The following is a 14,222-nucleotide window of genomic DNA, read 5'->3' as shown; positions in this document are numbered from 1 at the left end:
TCAGTACTTTGCTATTGCCGGAATTGATTCGGCAACAGTTTCCTTCAGGCTGTTTGCTGCGCCGTCAAGGAATGACCTGCCTGCAGGGGATACTCTCCTTCCTTCAGGTGTGTTCTCAATGTACCCGGCCGTTTCAAGCTGCTGGAGGATCTTGCGTGTAACCGATCCCGATCCCTTCCTGAAACTTGAGGGCATCGAGCCCCTGTCCATTTTCCCGCCGTAGAAGGACCTGAGTCTCTGGACTCCTACGGGACCGTCGATGTACACTCTGCGAAGCAGTGATGCCGCACGTATGTACCACCAGTCTTCATCTTTCGGAGGCATCTCTTTGTGGACGCCTGTCTTTGCAAATCCTGCCCATTCCGGAGCTTCTATCGCGTCAAGCTCTTTGAGCTCGCCAGCCACTTTTCTGATAAGAAGATCCGGTGGGATATCATATACAGTTGTCATTTTCAACCACTCTCTAAATGATGCTAAAGAGATCATGCCTTGTCTTTCAAAAGCATGATTTTTTCACTGGAAATATCCTGAAACAACTGTTTCATGGACGATTCGACGGGAATACGAATCCACTTTAAATTCCCGTCCGTCAGATAATTTCCATAAGCAAATTAGCAGTCTCTATATATTTGACCGGTCAGCTATTATATATTTTCCAAAAAGAGATTTTGACAAAGTTACTCTTGTGATTATTATTTATTTTTGGAGAGAATCATCGTCCTCCCTCTTTTCTGTATTAGTACGGCACCTGCCATCCTGGCAACTTCTTCAGGATCGACCTCGCTATTTCTGAGCCATTTGATCTTTATGATCTTTCTTTCCTTAATCTGCATTTTAATTTCATCTATCGTACTTTCGGTGATCCCTTTTTTGCCGATCCATACTGTGGCTTTCAGTTGCTGCAGTCCTGCAGTCTTCTCTTCCTTCTTCATCTTCTTTCCTTTATCGGATATCTCCTGATATACCCGCAGTTCGTGCAGGTAAGTGTGACTTTTCCGCTGTTTATTCTCGTTCTTGTGTTGTTTCCGGGTGAAAAGAAGCTGAAGCATTTCCTGCAATAGCTGTGCCTGTAACGGTCAGGTATCTTCACCCTGTATTTCATCGCGATCTTTATCGCGAGAATTACATACCTGCCGGAAAGCGACGGATCTTTTTCATAGACCGTGTGTGCGGCTTCAAACAGTCTCTCGATCCTCTCTTCCGCGATCTTTCTTTCCGTGTTTTTATTCCTGCGTGGTGCCATAAGTTGTGACAATATGGTATCAGTCTTTTTTCGCGGAAAGAATTTTTACTTTCCTGTTCTCTATCCTCAGCAGGTCTTCACAGAACAGAGCAACGGATCTCTGGAGCGCCTTATGCTCCTCTTTCAGGATTCTTTCAGCGAGGGAATCCTCGGTATCGTCGTCCATTACGGGAACGGGACTTTGGGCAATTATTGCTCCGTGGTCCATCTCTTCATCCACAAAATGCACCGTACACCCTGATATTTTTACGCCGTATTCTATCGCCTGTTTATGGGCGTGAAGACCCTTAAACGACGGAAGAAGTGCCGGATGGATATTTATCATCTTTCCGGGAAACTGCCTGACAGTATCATCGTCGAGAAGCCTCATATACCCGGCCAGAACGAAAAGGTCTGCACCTGTCTCTTCCATTCCCCTGCAAAGCGCCGAATTGTAATCAGTTCGGTCCCCGAAACTGCTGAAATCGATAACTTTTACCGGTATACCTGCTTTTTCGGCCCTTTCTATTGAGTATGCCGATGGATTATCGGTAATCAGGCAGCAGATCCTGCCTTTAATCAATCCAGAATCAACACCGTCGATTATTGCCTGAAAATTTGTACCTCTTCCTGAAGCAAGAACGGCGATATTTTTCATATCCATTATCATTGGCAGTCAAAAGGAATAATTATTCTGTGTGGGAATTCCCGGTGGGGATTATGAGTTTCACGTCGATGATTCTCCTTCCCCTCATCTTCATGACCCTCATCTCGATGTCCTGGTCTTCAAGCCTTATTACTTCCCCGCGTTTCGGGATGTGTCCGAGCCTGTCAATGAGAAGGCCTCCTATAGTTTCATATGATTCGTCGGTTGGCAGATTGATCTTCAGGTCTTCGTTGATCCTGTCGACCCATGCGCCGGCATCTATCAGGAATACGCCATCGTCTATCGTCTGGACCTCCGGTTCCTCTACATCGAATTCGTCGAGAATGTCGCCGACGAGCTCCTCAAGTATATCCTCTATTGTGATTATGCCTACATAGGTCCCGTATTCGTCGATTACCATCGCAAGATGGTTCTTCTTCATCTGGAGTTCGTTTAAGAGTTCGTCGATCTTCTTGCTCTCCGGAACGAAGTGGGCTTCATGCAGCAGATCGATGATCCTGGTATCGGTTTTTTTGTTGTATACCGCTGCGAATGCATCCTTTACATTCAGTGTCCCGATGATGTTGTCCATCTGCTCATGATATACCGGTAGCCTTGAGAATCCTGTATCGTTGAATATGCTTATCGCGTCCTCGAGAGTGCTGCTGTCGCTTATCATGATTACGTCGCCCCTCGGGGTCATTGCTTCTCTTGCATATGTATCGGTGAACCTGAAGACCCGGTGGAGCATCTGGTGCTCTTCCTCTTCGATAGTCCCGGATTCTTCTCCGGCGTCTATCCACTGCTTTATCTCTTCCTCAGTAACTATCGGATGGCCGAGGTTTTCCTCGATTTTGAAGAGCTTTTTGAAGCCGTCGTAGATCAGGATTACCGGTGTGAGAATATACGAGAGCGTAAGGATTATTTTTGCGGAAAAAAGAGCGACTTTCTCCGGGTGCCTTGCGGCATATGTCTTCGGGCCGATCTCTCCGAATATGAGCATCAGGATTGTCACGAGTCCCGTTGCTATTCCGATACCAATATCCCCGTAGATCTCGATTGCGATCGCCGTTGCAATTGACGCCGCAGCGATGTTTACGAGGTTGTTTCCGATAAGTATGGTTATCAGGAGATGGTCCGTGTTTTCCTTTATTTTTTCAAGAGCAATAGATCCTTTCTTCTTCAGTTCAAGAAGCTGTCTGACCTTTGCATGATTTATACCAATTAGTGCGACTTCGGACGCGGAGAAAAAAGCGGACAGAATGAGGCACAAAACAAAAAGAAATATTCCTAAATAAGCTACGTTCATTTGTTCCACGCCGCCCCGGCGGCAGAATTTTTATTCATATTCAGATTTCTAATCAATAGTTGACCTGAGACAATAAAATTATTACGCTGATATTGGTTATTATCACGGGAAATTGGGATTGGAATGATTATCAGTTGAAGAAACTTTTGATGTAACTGACGTCTTTTTTGACAATCGAGATCTTTTCTTCGGCAGTGGCCGTCCTGTCAAGGTTCAGGTCCTCGAGTTCGAGAGTAAGGAATCCTTCATATCCCCTGTTCGAGAGATCGCCCAGGATTTCTCCTGTAAAGGGATCGTCGTCGAGCGGGAAGTGGTTTTTAACTCCGGAGTTCCTGCTGACGTGGATATTGATGATTCTGTCGAATGCGGAGTTGATGAATTCCATGGCCTTTGCATTATCGTTTGTAATGGCATGTGCGATATCGAATGTAAAATAAAGCCATTCTTCCTGTTTGAGTATATCCTTCATCTGTTTTGGTTCCGAGAACAGCGAATTGATCTTCGGGGGCATGTTTTCAAGTGCGACTTTCACCCCTGTCTCTATTGCTGTGTCATGAACCCTGTCAATGTATCTTTGGAAACGCTCCATGTCTCTCTTTCCTGCCGGCCTCTTTGCAGTTCTTCTCCCGGGGTGAATCGTTACCGCCTCTGCACCGAGTATTTCTGCAAGTCTTATCGCTTCGAGAGTATTCTTTGTCGAGATCTCGGCGACGTCAGGGTTCACCGAACATGGATTCAGGTCGAGAACAGGTGCGTGAATCGTGATGGATTCGAGTTCCGGATGTCTGCTGAAGATTTCTTTTATATCTTCATGGTTTTTCCCGTGAAGCCAGAAGTCGGGAGTTTCGGGCCAGAATTCTATTGCATTGCATCCGGATTTTTCCACGAAAGAGAATATTTCAGCACATAAATATTCATGAAAAAACATGCTTGAAACTGAATATTTTGGCATTGATTCAAAATTATTGATGATATCATATATAACTGATGCCTCGGGGCAAAAAGGGGATTATATTCTTGATTTCAGGTATTGTGAATAGTATTCGATCTTGTTAAGCAGCGTTTCCGGGCTTCCGTAGTAGAAATAAACTGCATAGATCGTTATTCCAAGTATCAGTATAAGGACGATCAGCGGTATGAAGATTATAAGAGCGATATCCTTATTCCTGGCAGGTGAATACTCGGCCTCGCCTTTCTGTATCCGTCCGGATTTTTTATAGGCATCATACATCCCGAATATCCAGACAAGGACCCCGGGTATGAAGAAGAAGAGCGAACCTATGGCAAAGCCGAAGAAGATCAGGAGGCCTTTTGAGAGTTTATCCCCGTTGTACATCTGTCCCAGTCCGGGGTAGAAGGCCGAGAGGATCAATGAAACCGCCGGGACCTTCAGCTGTACGTCTCCCGAAGGAAATCCCGAACCGCACTTAGTACAGAATTTATCGCCCTTATTTAATTTACAGCCGCAGTTTGGGCAGTATATAATTTCCATGAGATAATTATGATCAAACAGCCTTTAAATTTCTGTTGCATAATTCATATCATAAATCGCGACTCTATTATTATCGATGGACTGGTTCGGCATAGAGGAGGATTCCGGGGAGAATAAGATAAAGTCCGTCTCCGAGATCTCTGCAATTATAAAAAGCAGGCTTGATGATGACTCGCTCCGTGGGATATGGATCGAGGGGGAGATGACAAACCTTAAGAATCATGCCTCGGGCCATCTGTATTTCTCCATGACAGAATCGGTTTACGGGAGAGAGTATCTTATAAACTGTGCAATGTGGCGCAGCTCCGCCCGGGAAGTGGGATTCAGGCCTGAAAACGGCATGAAAGTTCGTGCATACGGTTCGGTCGAGGTCTATGAGCCTCACGGGAAGTACCAGTTTATTGTAAGGGAACTGAGTGCCGCGGGTGCAGGCGACAAGCATTTTCTCGTGGAGAGATGGAAGAGAGAGCTTGCGGAAGAAGGTCTTTTCGATGAAGTATTCAAGAAGATGCTTCCCCAATTTCCCAGAAAGGTAGGAGTTGTGTCTTCTCCTTCGGGTGCTGCAAGGCGCGATATAGAAAATGTGATCTCCCGCAGGTACCCCGTTGAGATTATCCTGTCGCCGGCGCTTGTCCAGGGGGACAACGCACATGCTGATATCGCAAGGGCCATACGCCGCATCGACGGTCTTGTGGATGTTATAATCGTCGGAAGGGGCGGAGGCAGTTTTGAGGATCTGTTCCCGTTTAATCACCCGGACGTCGTAAGAGCGGTATTTGAATGCAAGACCCCTGTTGTAAGTGCGGTCGGCCATGAGATCGATTTCACGCTTGTCGATCTTGCAGCGGATGTCAGGGCTCCGACACCGTCGGCGGCTGCAGAGATCGTGGTCCCGGACAGATGCGAACTGGAGAACCAGCTGAGATCATATGAAAAGACGCTCATGAACTCAGTGACCGACAGGATCACGAGGGAGAGGGAATTGCTCGAGGGTTTCAGGCTGAGACTGCAACCGAAAAAGTTTGAACAGCTGATTAATGAAGAGTTCCAGAGACTTGACGATCTCTTCGGCCGCCTGAATCATTCGATGAACGGTTATATTGAAAGGCAAAGGATGTCCCTCGGGCTTCTGCGGGCTTCGCTGGCTGCATCTGACCCGAAAAAACCGCTTGAGAGAGGATATTGTATAGTCCGCAAGAATGATTCTGTTGTGAGATCCGCGGCAGATCTTTTCAGGGATGACCGGGTTGAAATAGTCCTGAAGGATGGAGAATGCAAAGCAGTTATAGAGGATGTGAATCATGGAAAAAACATATGAAGAGCAGATAAACGAATTGAAAGAGATTATCGGGAAGATTGAGAACAGGGAGGCTGGCCTTGAAGAGAGTCTCACTCTCTACAGGCGCGGCATGGAGATTCTTCAAAGCTGTGAAAAATACCTGGAAGATGCGGAACTGAAGGTGACCGAGCTTCAGGATTCAGCCGGACAGTAAGTATTACTGTAATCTCCGCGCCTTCCTGTATCTTTTTTATAATATCACGCGGGATCTGTCCGGCTGTATAGTCTGAATATACCCCGACTGTTCTTCCACACGTAAAACTGCTTCTTCTCCAAACAAGGTCTGTTTCATGTTCAAGGGTTATTCCTGCAGAACCGAACGAGCGGACCTGAAAATGCGACCCGCCGACCTCAAAAACGGCAGTTAGTTCGGATCGCTCGTCGGCAAGAATTTTTTTGAATTTTTCCGAGAGATCTTTTGCCCCTTTGTCCGAAGAAACTCCTATGATGCATGTGCCGGTTCTTGAGACTTCGGGCTCCTTTGTGATCTCGAAAGTCGATCTGTGTGTCCCTGTAACATTCGGATGCCCCCTGCAATGGATTATTTCAACAGCTTTTAATTCTTTTATCGTGTTGCACGGGTCATGTTCAGGCATTTTGAATAAATTTGGTCTGCAAGAATATATTTCATATTCTGCCTACATTATAAGGTAATGAATTCCGAATTTTTTTGTCCTTCGTGCGGAGAGGAAACCGATCATGAGATCCTGAAAGAGGGTAGCGATCTGCTGGTGCGTTGCAATATCTGCGGGAACGTACGCCATGAAGAAAAGCCTAAAGTGCCGAAAGAAATTACGATAAAGACGATCGTAAGCGGGGAAGGCGAGTCCCAAAAAGGCCTTGTCGAGATGTTTGAGGATGAAATCGTCGAAATAGGAGATATTATTGTAGCTGAAGTCGGCGACGAACCTGTAGGAGTCGAGGTGACCGGTATAGAGTCCGGCCCCAGGCGTCTTACAAAGGCGAAAGCCTCGGATATAGAGACTCTCTGGACAAGGATTGTGGAAAAGGTCGTAGTGCGTGCCTCCGTTCATGCCGGGTGGAAGACAATTCCGATTTATATTGAAACAGATGGTGAAAGGGATTTCGCGGTCGATGAGGTCTGCAACGAGGAAGGTCTTCGATTCAGGATAACGCATATCAAACTCAGGTCGGGATCGGTCATGAGAAAAGAGGGCTGGAAGGCCTATGCAAGGAAAATAAAGCGGATATACGGTACAAAGGTTTAATTTTTTTCAGAACTCTTTTTTTGGGTGATTTGGAAAACCAGGACTCCCATCCCGTCGGGGATTAGACCTGTTTTATGCTTATGATGTGGCCTGAAAACCTGTAATCTGAGCTTATTTTCACGTTTTAATCCGGGTTTTGGGTGGCAGTTTTAAATATCGCCAATATATGGATTTTAGGCTGATTAAACCTCAAACTGCAGGGATATAACGGCCTGTTATTGCCCTGTTTTTTTCAGACGATGTTTATATCGAACAGGCAGGAGATCGTGGAGTACAGCGCTTCTGTGTGGATGCAAAAAATAGTAATTTTCGCCGTATTTAGGCTCTATTTAAGCTTTACTTTACAATTTACCTGGCGGTTTATGGAAAATCACCTGCTCAAAAATCATACCAAATATCAATTTTCAATGATTTTCATCATGAGAGAAAAGTATTTAGTACCAAACAAAAAATCATCTGACATGGATTTGGTTCTGGTAGTATCAATGGTGAGGGAATAGCATGGAGAATTGCCGGGGCTTAATCAGAAAAAATATTGCATCTTCATGTTTTTTTCGTTCCTCTGTTGAACCGCCTTTTAGAAAAGCATTGATTCGAATTACAGACATTTGCAATGCCCGTTGTGTCCATTGTTTTACCTCTGCGGATAATCAAGGCGAAACAATGACATTAGAAGATTTTCAGGATTTTGTCGTACCTCGATTAAAGCAGTGTCGTGTTTCACGTGTTACGCTCACTGGGGGTGAACCTTTTCTACATCCAAATATAATTGATTTCGTTAAACTGCTGAGTAATGCAGACATTAGTGTAGGAATTTGTACCAATGCTACCGTAATTACCACAGATCAAATCCAGGCCTTATCTCACGAACGCAATGTACACATTAACGTGAGCCTTCATGGTTTTTCGTCAGAATCTCATGATAAATTTATGAAGAAAAGAGGTGCTTTCGATAAGTGTATCAGTACAATCAAACAACTAAGTGAATGTGGCTTACTACAAGGATTCCTAGTCACACCCAATACTTTTGCCAATGTTGAAGAGTACGAAAAACTATGTGAATTTGCAATCCTGAATAATGCTAAGTTTGTTCTCATGAATCCAGTCTCTCCAATGGGGCGCGGAGTCATTGGGGTTGCAAATTACGCCACATCTGAAGATACTTTAAGATCAATTCAGAGTTCAACACTTAAGTACTCTAACAAAATTGAAGTTATTTACATCCGATTTCCAAACAATGAGTTTCCATTGGGGTCCTGTGAAGCTGGAAACATCTTTTATGTGTTTGCAAATGGAAATGTCGCTGTATGTGCGTACCTAGTTTTTGCAGCGGATACACCAAACAGTCAGTATAATCCTGCAGAATTCATCATAGGAAATATTGTTAAGGACGCAGATTTTCCCCAAAAAATTGATAAATACGGATTTCAGCACAGATATGCATTCGGAAATAATGATCTGTGTAAAAAATGTGATAAGAATATCATTTGTGGAAAAGGGTGCCCAAGTGCTGTCGTTTACTCTGGAAAGGTAATTGGAGACATTGATTCTGAAGTCTGTCCAGAGATAAGGAAGGGGATCGATATATGAATACTTCTTATGGATTGTTTATCACGCTCGATGGTCCGAATGGAGTAGGAAAATCAACGATTATGGGTGACCTTTGTAAAAAATTGACTTCCCAAGGATTTGAAACTTATAAAACCAGAGAGCCAACAGATTCTCTGATAGGCGATTTTTTGCGTAAATCCGAAGAGAAATATCGTGGCAAAACTTTAGCATGCATCGCAGCTACAGATAGATATTATCATATCGAACATGAGATTCTTCCTGCATTGCAAAAGAAAAAAATTGTATTGTCTGATCGGTATGTCGAGTCATCACTTGTACTACAACGGATTGATGATGTTGATTTAGAGTTCATATGGGAGATAAACAAGAATGTTATTATTCCCGATTTGAGTGTTATTCTTTTAGCTTCACCAGATACACTTAACAAACGATTGAATTTGCGCAGTGATGGTAGTTTTTTTGAACGAAAAAAAACCGCGCGTAAAGATGAATTAGACTACTATCGCCAAGCAGCGGAATTTTTAGAAAAGCAAGGGTTTAACGTTTATGTTCTTGATAATGAATCTACTTCAATTGAGGAGAATTCTGAAAGTATCACAAAACGTATTGTCGATTTATATAACCAGTCTGGTGAGGGATTAACATGAAAAAAATTTCTATTGATCTGACATTGGATGCCTTTATGGCAGATCCCAAAACCGAAATCCAAGAGGATAATGAAAAAAAAATATCGAGTATTTCATCAATCTGCTGGAACATTGGAAACCCTTCGATAGATCGAGCAAAGAAACAGGCGGCATGGTTAATCACTCAAAATTTCGATTTATTACTACTTACAGAGTGTAAAAATAGTGAAGGTTGCTTCTATATTGAGAAATATTTCCAAAGTTTTGGATATAATGTAGTATTTCCAAAACCAGAAGGCAAAGAGTATGGCGTGATGGTAATTAGTAAATTTAAACCAGAAGTTAGTGATTTTTCAAAACTTATGACATTCCTTAGTGCTCGCGTTGTGTCAGTTAAAATTCCATTATCGGACAAGATTATTGAAATAATTGTAACTTATGTACCATCTCGTGATGCCAGTACTGAGAAAAAAGAAAGGAAAAAGAAGTTCCTGAAAAATTTATTGTCATGTTTTGAAAATGATCAAACAAGCAATAATCGCATATTCTGTGGTGATTTTAACATTTTAGAATCAGATCACAATCCTCATTACTCCTTTTTTGAAGAATGGGAATATGAATTTTATTCCAGCCTTTCGAACTTCCATTTAAAAGATGCTTACCGGTATCACAATCCGGCGAAAATGGAATATAGCTGGGTTGGAAGGACCGGTGACGGATATAGATACGATCATTTTTTCGCTTCGGAAAATCTCATTCCTAACATTATAGAGTGTAAATATGTTCACGAACCAAGAGAAAAAAGGTTGAGTGATCATTCAAGCCTTGTTTGTAAGATAGAATTTTAACAGTAAGATCTCTTTGTTGCACAATCTCATCACAATAGATATTCTAAAAATAAGCAATAGCGGTGGTATGAGAGATCATTGAATTCGTAATATGGAGATCTTTTATAAAAATGAGACTCTGGGGATGTTATTCCCCTGAATTTTAAAAATGTGAATTTTAATTAATATCTGTTACCTTGATCTCAGCCAGGGCATATCCGTACCTTAGTGTTACGGAATCGTTTGTCTTGGCAATGATAACGGAGGGCCTGATGATCTTTGTTGCATTAACGGATTCGTTGAAATTCCCACTTAGATCCGGGAACATGAGCATGCCTACCGCGATTTCTGAGAAATTCATACCCTCCACGCTGTCGAAATCTTCGGCGGAAATATTGTATGTAAGGGTCGGAGCAAATTCGAGGTCTATCTGTTTGACATCATTCGTGTGCATGTCTATTACGTCACTGCTCATTGCGTCGACTTCAAGATCAAGGAGCGCATACTCCGTGTTTCCAAGATAATACTGGTATACTGAGACCGGGATTAGATTGTCAGACTGGAGGCTGCCCGCCTGAAGCTGCAGGGAGCTTGTATATGCGACAGGAATACCCTGTTCATATGCATCCTGGACAACATATGCATCCGACGAAACTATCGGGTACCCTTCCTCGTAGTACAGCGTATAATCCACAGTGACGATATCTCCTGCTTCGGCTTTCTTGAATATTGAGAAGAATGAAAACGACAGACTAAAACCGATTACACAGGCCAGAAGAATGACGACAATAAATGCACGCGAGAGCAGCTTTTGCCAGTCCCTATCCTTCTTTCGTGGCTCCTTCCTTTTTTTGGACATCCTTTATAAATTTGGTCTATCTTCTGATAAATAGTTTCATATTTTTTATTTTGTCGTTGGATGGAGATAATTGTCATTTGGATCATAATTAAATATGATTGACGCTAACAAAGGGTTAGGCTATGAGCCGGAGACAGGAGGTGCAGTAAGAATGATAAGAAGACGTATGTATCCTGTATACTCGATTTGGAACGAGATCGATGAACTTATGAATATGATGGAGAACAGGCTCTCTGAATCATTTTCGGGTGAGAATTTTTTCTCAAACCGGATTAAACCTGTTATCTCGGGAGAATGCCGCGTCGATGTAATAGATCATGAGAATGAGACATATGTTGTAGCCGATCTTCCGGGTGCAGAGAAAGATGACGTCCGGATCAGGCTCGTAGACCCAAAGACGTTGGAAATATCCTGCAACAGGGAGAAGAAGATAGAGGAAGAGGATGAAGAGAAGGGATACTATCTCAGGGAAAGAACATACGGCGAGATGATCCGCCATGTGTCGCTCCCTGTCGAAGTATCCGAAGAAGGCGCAACTGCGTCGTTCAACAACGGCGTCCTTGAAGTCCACCTGAAAAAGATCGCTCTTGGAGCGGGCGGTAATATAGAGATAAAATAACTTTTTTTTTAAAATCACGTCGTGATTTACACGATATTTTCTAAAAAAATTTTTATTTCATGAATGTTTTTTCCGAATTATTCAAGTCGGTTTAAAACAATTCTATTCACAATGGATAAAAAGAAGGTCAGGGATTATATGACCTATGACGTCGTGACCATCGATGTAAACGGCACGGCAAAAGACGTTATAGAGACGATCAAAGTTACACATCACGACGGATTTCCTGTTGTGGACAATAAAAAAGTTGTCGGGTATATTGCGGCAAGAGATCTCCTGTTCGTGTATCCTACGTCTCCCGTGGATAGGATTATGAGCAGGCACCTGATCGTCGCGGACCCCGATATGAGTATAAACGATGCCGCGAGGGTTATATTCAGGTCCGGCATCCAGAAGCTTCCTGTTGTGGACGAGGACGGCAACCTGATGGGAATCATATCAAATGCGGATGTCATCAGATCGCAGATCGAGCATGTATCCCCTGAAAAAGTCTATAAATTTATTGAGACGCTGAAGATCCTGCACAATGTCAATCCTACACTGACAAAAGAGATCGTGTCCGTCGACAGCCTGCTTCCTACCCAGTCGAAGATCTACGAAGACGAGCTCGAAGGAAGAATATACGAGATAAAGAAGGGGCTTGCCGAACCGATCATCGTGGTAAGGAAACCCGGAAAACTGATCCTTGTCGATGGCCACCACCGTGCCGTTGCAGCGAAGAGGATGGGGATAAAAGAACTCGACGCATACATCATAGAAATCGGGGCCGATATCGAACTGGGCCTGGAGAAGACTGCCCGCGAGATGAACCTGCATACGCTTGACGATGTAAAAGTCCTCGATTACGCACGCCATCCGTTAATGGCGGTTACTCACAGGCTGGTCAGGCACGGATAAAGATGATGGGCTTTTCGCTGTTTCATGCGTTTCGGCAACCCCGGCACCGGCGGCCGAGCCGCCGGACGGCCCCTGCCTAGGGGCCTTGCCCAAAGATAATCTCCCCACGGCACGCCCAAGGGACCGGCAAGGGTCCCCTGAGCTGTTGAATTTAGTTTTTACATGAACGTTTTTTGCTATATTCCGTTATGTACAACGCCATGAATTTACCGCGTCTCTTTGCGGTGATTGCTAAAAATTGTGAAACCTGTTTTTTTATACATACACAGATTAAGCGAAGAGCCGGATAAAAAAAGATCTATGAGCCGTTATATGACGTCTCAAAATGATCATTCAATACGTTCTCTTTTACGACGCAGTTCTCTTCGATCACAACCTCGGGCCAGATCCTTGTGCCTGAATGAAGAACCGCTCCGTCTTTCAGCACCGCCCTGGGGCCTATCACCGTATTATTCTCGATATTGCAGCTGACTCCGATCTCTGCGTCGTTGTCGATTATACTGCCGCTTATCGTTGTATTTTCATCGATATCCACATTGTTGTAGATGGATGAAGAGAAGATCTTGGAATTATTTCCTATGCTGCAGCATTCTCCAAGACTTGTGTAGGGACCGATCAGTACATTATCTCCGATTTTTGTACCCGATCCTATGGAAACGGGACCGATGATCCGTGTGTTCTTGCCTATCTTCACAGAATCTCCGAACTGTACCGGGCCTACCACGCTGCCGCCGGTTATCGACACGCTCCCGCTTATATTCGTATAGCGCATCTGGTTGAGTTTCCATTTTTCAGCTTCACGGAGTGATCTCGGACTTCCTACATCGGTCCAGTTGCCTCTTGCAAGCCACCCTCCGATGTTTATTCCCGAATCCATAAGTTTAGGGAAGAGATCCTTTGCGAAATCGTATTTCCGGTTTTCCGGGATGTGGTCGAATATCGAGGGATCGCATACATATATACCGGTACTTGCGAGGTTTGAAAAGATCTCACCCGGCGACGGCTTTTCATAAAACCTCATGATATGGTAATTCACATCGATCTCGGCGATTCCGTATTCGCACGGATTGTCTATGCTTATCAGGCCTATGGAGACCAGACTGTCGCCCTTGAGATGATCGCGGTAAAATTCCAGCAGGTCTATGTCCGTTACATGATCCCCGCCGACGACAAGAAACGGAGAGTCGTTCAGGTATTTTTCCGCATTTTTGACGCTGCCTGCAGTTCCCAGCTTTGTCTCTTCGCGGACATATGTAATATTCACTCCCATCAGTGAGCCGTCTCCGAGCGCCCTCTCGATATCGTCGCCTTTATAGCCGATCGTAATCACAACGTCTGTAAATCCGAGATTTGACAGGTGACTGACAAGATGTTTTATCGACGGGGTATTGACAATCGGGATGCAGGGTTTAGGCCTTTCAAATGTGAGTGGACGGAGCCTTGTGCCTTCTCCGCCGCACATTATGCAGACTTTCATGTTATCTGAATGTTTTTATTAATACTAATATATCAGAATATTGAATTTTTAGATTTGACATGAAAATCAAGGTCTGAACTCTTTAGATCCCCTACCCAAATTCCAGCA

17 protein-coding genes and 1 pseudogene are annotated in these 14,222 nt (G+C 43.9%); 8 read left to right on the top strand and 10 right to left on the bottom strand.

Annotated features, from left to right (window positions below):
• The 7 genes from MPET_RS09330 to MPET_RS09300 all read right to left on the bottom strand — a co-directional run bounded on the left by MPET_RS09330 (position 1) and on the right by MPET_RS09300 (position 4,669).
• The gene (locus MPET_RS09330) at positions 1 to 450 is read right to left on the bottom strand and encodes a 30S ribosomal protein S19e (protein ID WP_013329774.1); all 450 of its coding nucleotides are present in this window, start codon (positions 448 to 450) and stop codon (positions 1 to 3) included.
• Between the two features lie 242 nt (positions 451 to 692).
• Positions 693 to 932, bottom strand: a complete 240-nt coding sequence (locus tag MPET_RS09325; protein WP_013329773.1) for a YhbY family RNA-binding protein — start codon at positions 930 to 932, stop codon at positions 693 to 695.
• Positions 929 to 1,243: a ribonuclease P protein component 4 gene (locus MPET_RS09320; RefSeq protein ID WP_013329772.1), complete on the bottom strand. Its 315-nt coding sequence runs from the start codon at positions 1,241 to 1,243 to the stop codon at positions 929 to 931. The genes MPET_RS09325 and MPET_RS09320 overlap by 4 nt, the downstream gene beginning before the upstream one ends.
• 19 nt (positions 1,244 to 1,262) lie before the next feature.
• Positions 1,263 to 1,892, bottom strand: coding sequence for a phosphoribosylglycinamide formyltransferase (gene purN / locus MPET_RS09315; RefSeq protein ID WP_013329771.1), 630 nt, complete (start codon positions 1,890 to 1,892; stop codon positions 1,263 to 1,265).
• Between the two features lie 19 nt (positions 1,893 to 1,911).
• Complete coding sequence (locus tag MPET_RS09310) at positions 1,912 to 3,177, bottom strand: hemolysin family protein (RefSeq protein ID WP_013329770.1); 1,266 nt, start codon at positions 3,175 to 3,177, stop codon at positions 1,912 to 1,914.
• Between the two features lie 130 nt (positions 3,178 to 3,307).
• Positions 3,308 to 4,063 carry a sugar phosphate isomerase/epimerase family protein gene (locus MPET_RS09305; RefSeq protein ID WP_187287549.1) on the bottom strand — a complete coding sequence of 252 codons (756 nt, stop codon included), beginning with the start codon at positions 4,061 to 4,063 and terminating at the stop codon, positions 3,308 to 3,310.
• Between the two features lie 123 nt (positions 4,064 to 4,186).
• On the bottom strand, positions 4,187 to 4,669 hold the full coding sequence (locus MPET_RS09300) for a zinc-ribbon domain-containing protein (RefSeq protein ID WP_013329768.1): 483 nt from the start codon (positions 4,667 to 4,669) through the stop codon (positions 4,187 to 4,189).
• A 76-nt stretch (positions 4,670 to 4,745) separates the two neighbouring features.
• On the opposite strand from MPET_RS09300, the gene xseA reads away from it, so the two are divergent.
• A complete protein-coding gene (gene xseA / locus MPET_RS09295) occupies positions 4,746 to 5,987 on the top strand; it encodes an exodeoxyribonuclease VII large subunit (protein WP_013329767.1) in 1,242 nt (413 codons plus the stop codon).
• Positions 5,971 to 6,087, top strand: a pseudogene (gene xseB / locus MPET_RS15535) (exodeoxyribonuclease VII small subunit); the annotation flags it as partial. The gene xseA and the pseudogene xseB, both read left to right, overlap by 17 nt.
• Here the strand turns inward: xseB and MPET_RS09290 are convergent.
• On the bottom strand, positions 6,059 to 6,604 hold the full coding sequence (locus MPET_RS09290) for a DUF371 domain-containing protein (protein ID WP_013329765.1): 546 nt from the start codon (positions 6,602 to 6,604) through the stop codon (positions 6,059 to 6,061). The pseudogene xseB and the gene MPET_RS09290 overlap by 29 nt on opposite strands.
• Before the next feature lie 57 nt (positions 6,605 to 6,661).
• On the opposite strand from MPET_RS09290, the gene MPET_RS09285 reads away from it, so the two are divergent.
• The 4 genes from MPET_RS09285 to MPET_RS09265 all read left to right on the top strand — a co-directional run bounded on the left by MPET_RS09285 (position 6,662) and on the right by MPET_RS09265 (position 10,283).
• Complete coding sequence (locus MPET_RS09285; protein WP_013329764.1) at positions 6,662 to 7,237, top strand: HVO_0476 family zinc finger protein; 576 nt, start codon at positions 6,662 to 6,664, stop codon at positions 7,235 to 7,237.
• 501 nt (positions 7,238 to 7,738) lie between these two features.
• Complete coding sequence (locus tag MPET_RS14850; protein ID WP_013329762.1) at positions 7,739 to 8,827, top strand: radical SAM protein; 1,089 nt, start codon at positions 7,739 to 7,741, stop codon at positions 8,825 to 8,827.
• Entirely contained in the window at positions 8,824 to 9,456 is a 633-nt protein-coding gene (tmk, locus tag MPET_RS09270) for a dTMP kinase (protein ID WP_013329761.1), read from the top strand. The genes MPET_RS14850 and tmk overlap by 4 nt, the downstream gene beginning before the upstream one ends.
• Positions 9,453 to 10,283 (top strand): endonuclease/exonuclease/phosphatase family protein, encoded by an 831-nt coding sequence (locus tag MPET_RS09265; protein ID WP_013329760.1) that lies wholly within the window; start codon positions 9,453 to 9,455, stop codon positions 10,281 to 10,283. Before tmk ends, MPET_RS09265 begins: the two co-directional genes overlap by 4 nt.
• A gap of 157 nt (positions 10,284 to 10,440) precedes the next feature.
• Here MPET_RS09265 and MPET_RS09260 read toward each other — a convergent pair whose 3' ends face one another.
• The gene (locus tag MPET_RS09260) at positions 10,441 to 11,121 is read right to left on the bottom strand and encodes a hypothetical protein (protein WP_013329759.1); all 681 of its coding nucleotides are present in this window, start codon (positions 11,119 to 11,121) and stop codon (positions 10,441 to 10,443) included.
• A gap of 151 nt (positions 11,122 to 11,272) precedes the next feature.
• On the opposite strand from MPET_RS09260, the gene MPET_RS09255 reads away from it, so the two are divergent.
• The gene (locus MPET_RS09255; RefSeq protein ID WP_048130807.1) at positions 11,273 to 11,740 is read left to right on the top strand and encodes an Hsp20/alpha crystallin family protein; all 468 of its coding nucleotides are present in this window, start codon (positions 11,273 to 11,275) and stop codon (positions 11,738 to 11,740) included.
• Positions 11,741 to 11,851: 111 nt separating this feature from the next.
• Positions 11,852 to 12,637, top strand: coding sequence for a CBS domain-containing ParB/RepB/Spo0J family partition protein (locus MPET_RS09250; RefSeq protein WP_013329757.1), 786 nt, complete (start codon positions 11,852 to 11,854; stop codon positions 12,635 to 12,637).
• A gap of 298 nt (positions 12,638 to 12,935) precedes the next feature.
• Here MPET_RS09250 and MPET_RS09245 read toward each other — a convergent pair whose 3' ends face one another.
• Positions 12,936 to 14,114 (bottom strand): sugar phosphate nucleotidyltransferase, encoded by a 1,179-nt coding sequence (locus tag MPET_RS09245; RefSeq protein ID WP_013329756.1) that lies wholly within the window; start codon positions 14,112 to 14,114, stop codon positions 12,936 to 12,938.
• Positions 14,115 to 14,222 lie beyond the last annotated feature (108 nt).

It is taken from the genome of Methanolacinia petrolearia DSM 11571, assembly GCF_000147875.1.
Lineage (GTDB): Archaea > Halobacteriota > Methanomicrobia > Methanomicrobiales > Methanomicrobiaceae > Methanolacinia > Methanolacinia petrolearia.
This window is presented reverse-complemented; position numbering and strand designations above follow the sequence as displayed.

What these genes read in the sequence shown, in the direction of transcription:
- MPET_RS09330 (WP_013329774.1), bottom strand. Translation starts at nt 450, where the DNA reads ATGACAACTGTATATGATATCCCACCGGATCTTCTTATCAGAAAAGTG.
- MPET_RS09325 (WP_013329773.1), bottom strand. Translation starts at nt 932, where the DNA reads ATGAAGAAGGAAGAGAAGACTGCAGGACTGCAGCAACTGAAAGCCACA.
- MPET_RS09320 (WP_013329772.1), bottom strand. Translation starts at nt 1,243, where the DNA reads ATGGCACCACGCAGGAATAAAAACACGGAAAGAAAGATCGCGGAAGAG.
- purN (WP_013329771.1), bottom strand. Translation starts at nt 1,892, where the DNA reads ATGATAATGGATATGAAAAATATCGCCGTTCTTGCTTCAGGAAGAGGT.
- MPET_RS09310 (WP_013329770.1), bottom strand. Translation starts at nt 3,177, where the DNA reads ATGAACGTAGCTTATTTAGGAATATTTCTTTTTGTTTTGTGCCTCATT.
- MPET_RS09300 (WP_013329768.1), bottom strand. Translation starts at nt 4,669, where the DNA reads ATGGAAATTATATACTGCCCAAACTGCGGCTGTAAATTAAATAAGGGC.
- xseA (WP_013329767.1), top strand. Translation starts at nt 4,746, where the DNA reads ATGGACTGGTTCGGCATAGAGGAGGATTCCGGGGAGAATAAGATAAAG.
- MPET_RS09290 (WP_013329765.1), bottom strand. Translation starts at nt 6,604, where the DNA reads ATGCCTGAACATGACCCGTGCAACACGATAAAAGAATTAAAAGCTGTT.
- MPET_RS09285 (WP_013329764.1), top strand. Translation starts at nt 6,662, where the DNA reads ATGAATTCCGAATTTTTTTGTCCTTCGTGCGGAGAGGAAACCGATCAT.
- MPET_RS14850 (WP_013329762.1), top strand. Translation starts at nt 7,739, where the DNA reads ATGGAGAATTGCCGGGGCTTAATCAGAAAAAATATTGCATCTTCATGT.
- tmk (WP_013329761.1), top strand. Translation starts at nt 8,824, where the DNA reads ATGAATACTTCTTATGGATTGTTTATCACGCTCGATGGTCCGAATGGA.
- MPET_RS09265 (WP_013329760.1), top strand. Translation starts at nt 9,453, where the DNA reads ATGAAAAAAATTTCTATTGATCTGACATTGGATGCCTTTATGGCAGAT.
- MPET_RS09260 (WP_013329759.1), bottom strand. Translation starts at nt 11,121, where the DNA reads ATGTCCAAAAAAAGGAAGGAGCCACGAAAGAAGGATAGGGACTGGCAA.
- MPET_RS09255 (WP_048130807.1), top strand. Translation starts at nt 11,273, where the DNA reads ATGATAAGAAGACGTATGTATCCTGTATACTCGATTTGGAACGAGATC.
- MPET_RS09250 (WP_013329757.1), top strand. Translation starts at nt 11,852, where the DNA reads ATGGATAAAAAGAAGGTCAGGGATTATATGACCTATGACGTCGTGACC.
- MPET_RS09245 (WP_013329756.1), bottom strand. Translation starts at nt 14,114, where the DNA reads ATGAAAGTCTGCATAATGTGCGGCGGAGAAGGCACAAGGCTCCGTCCA.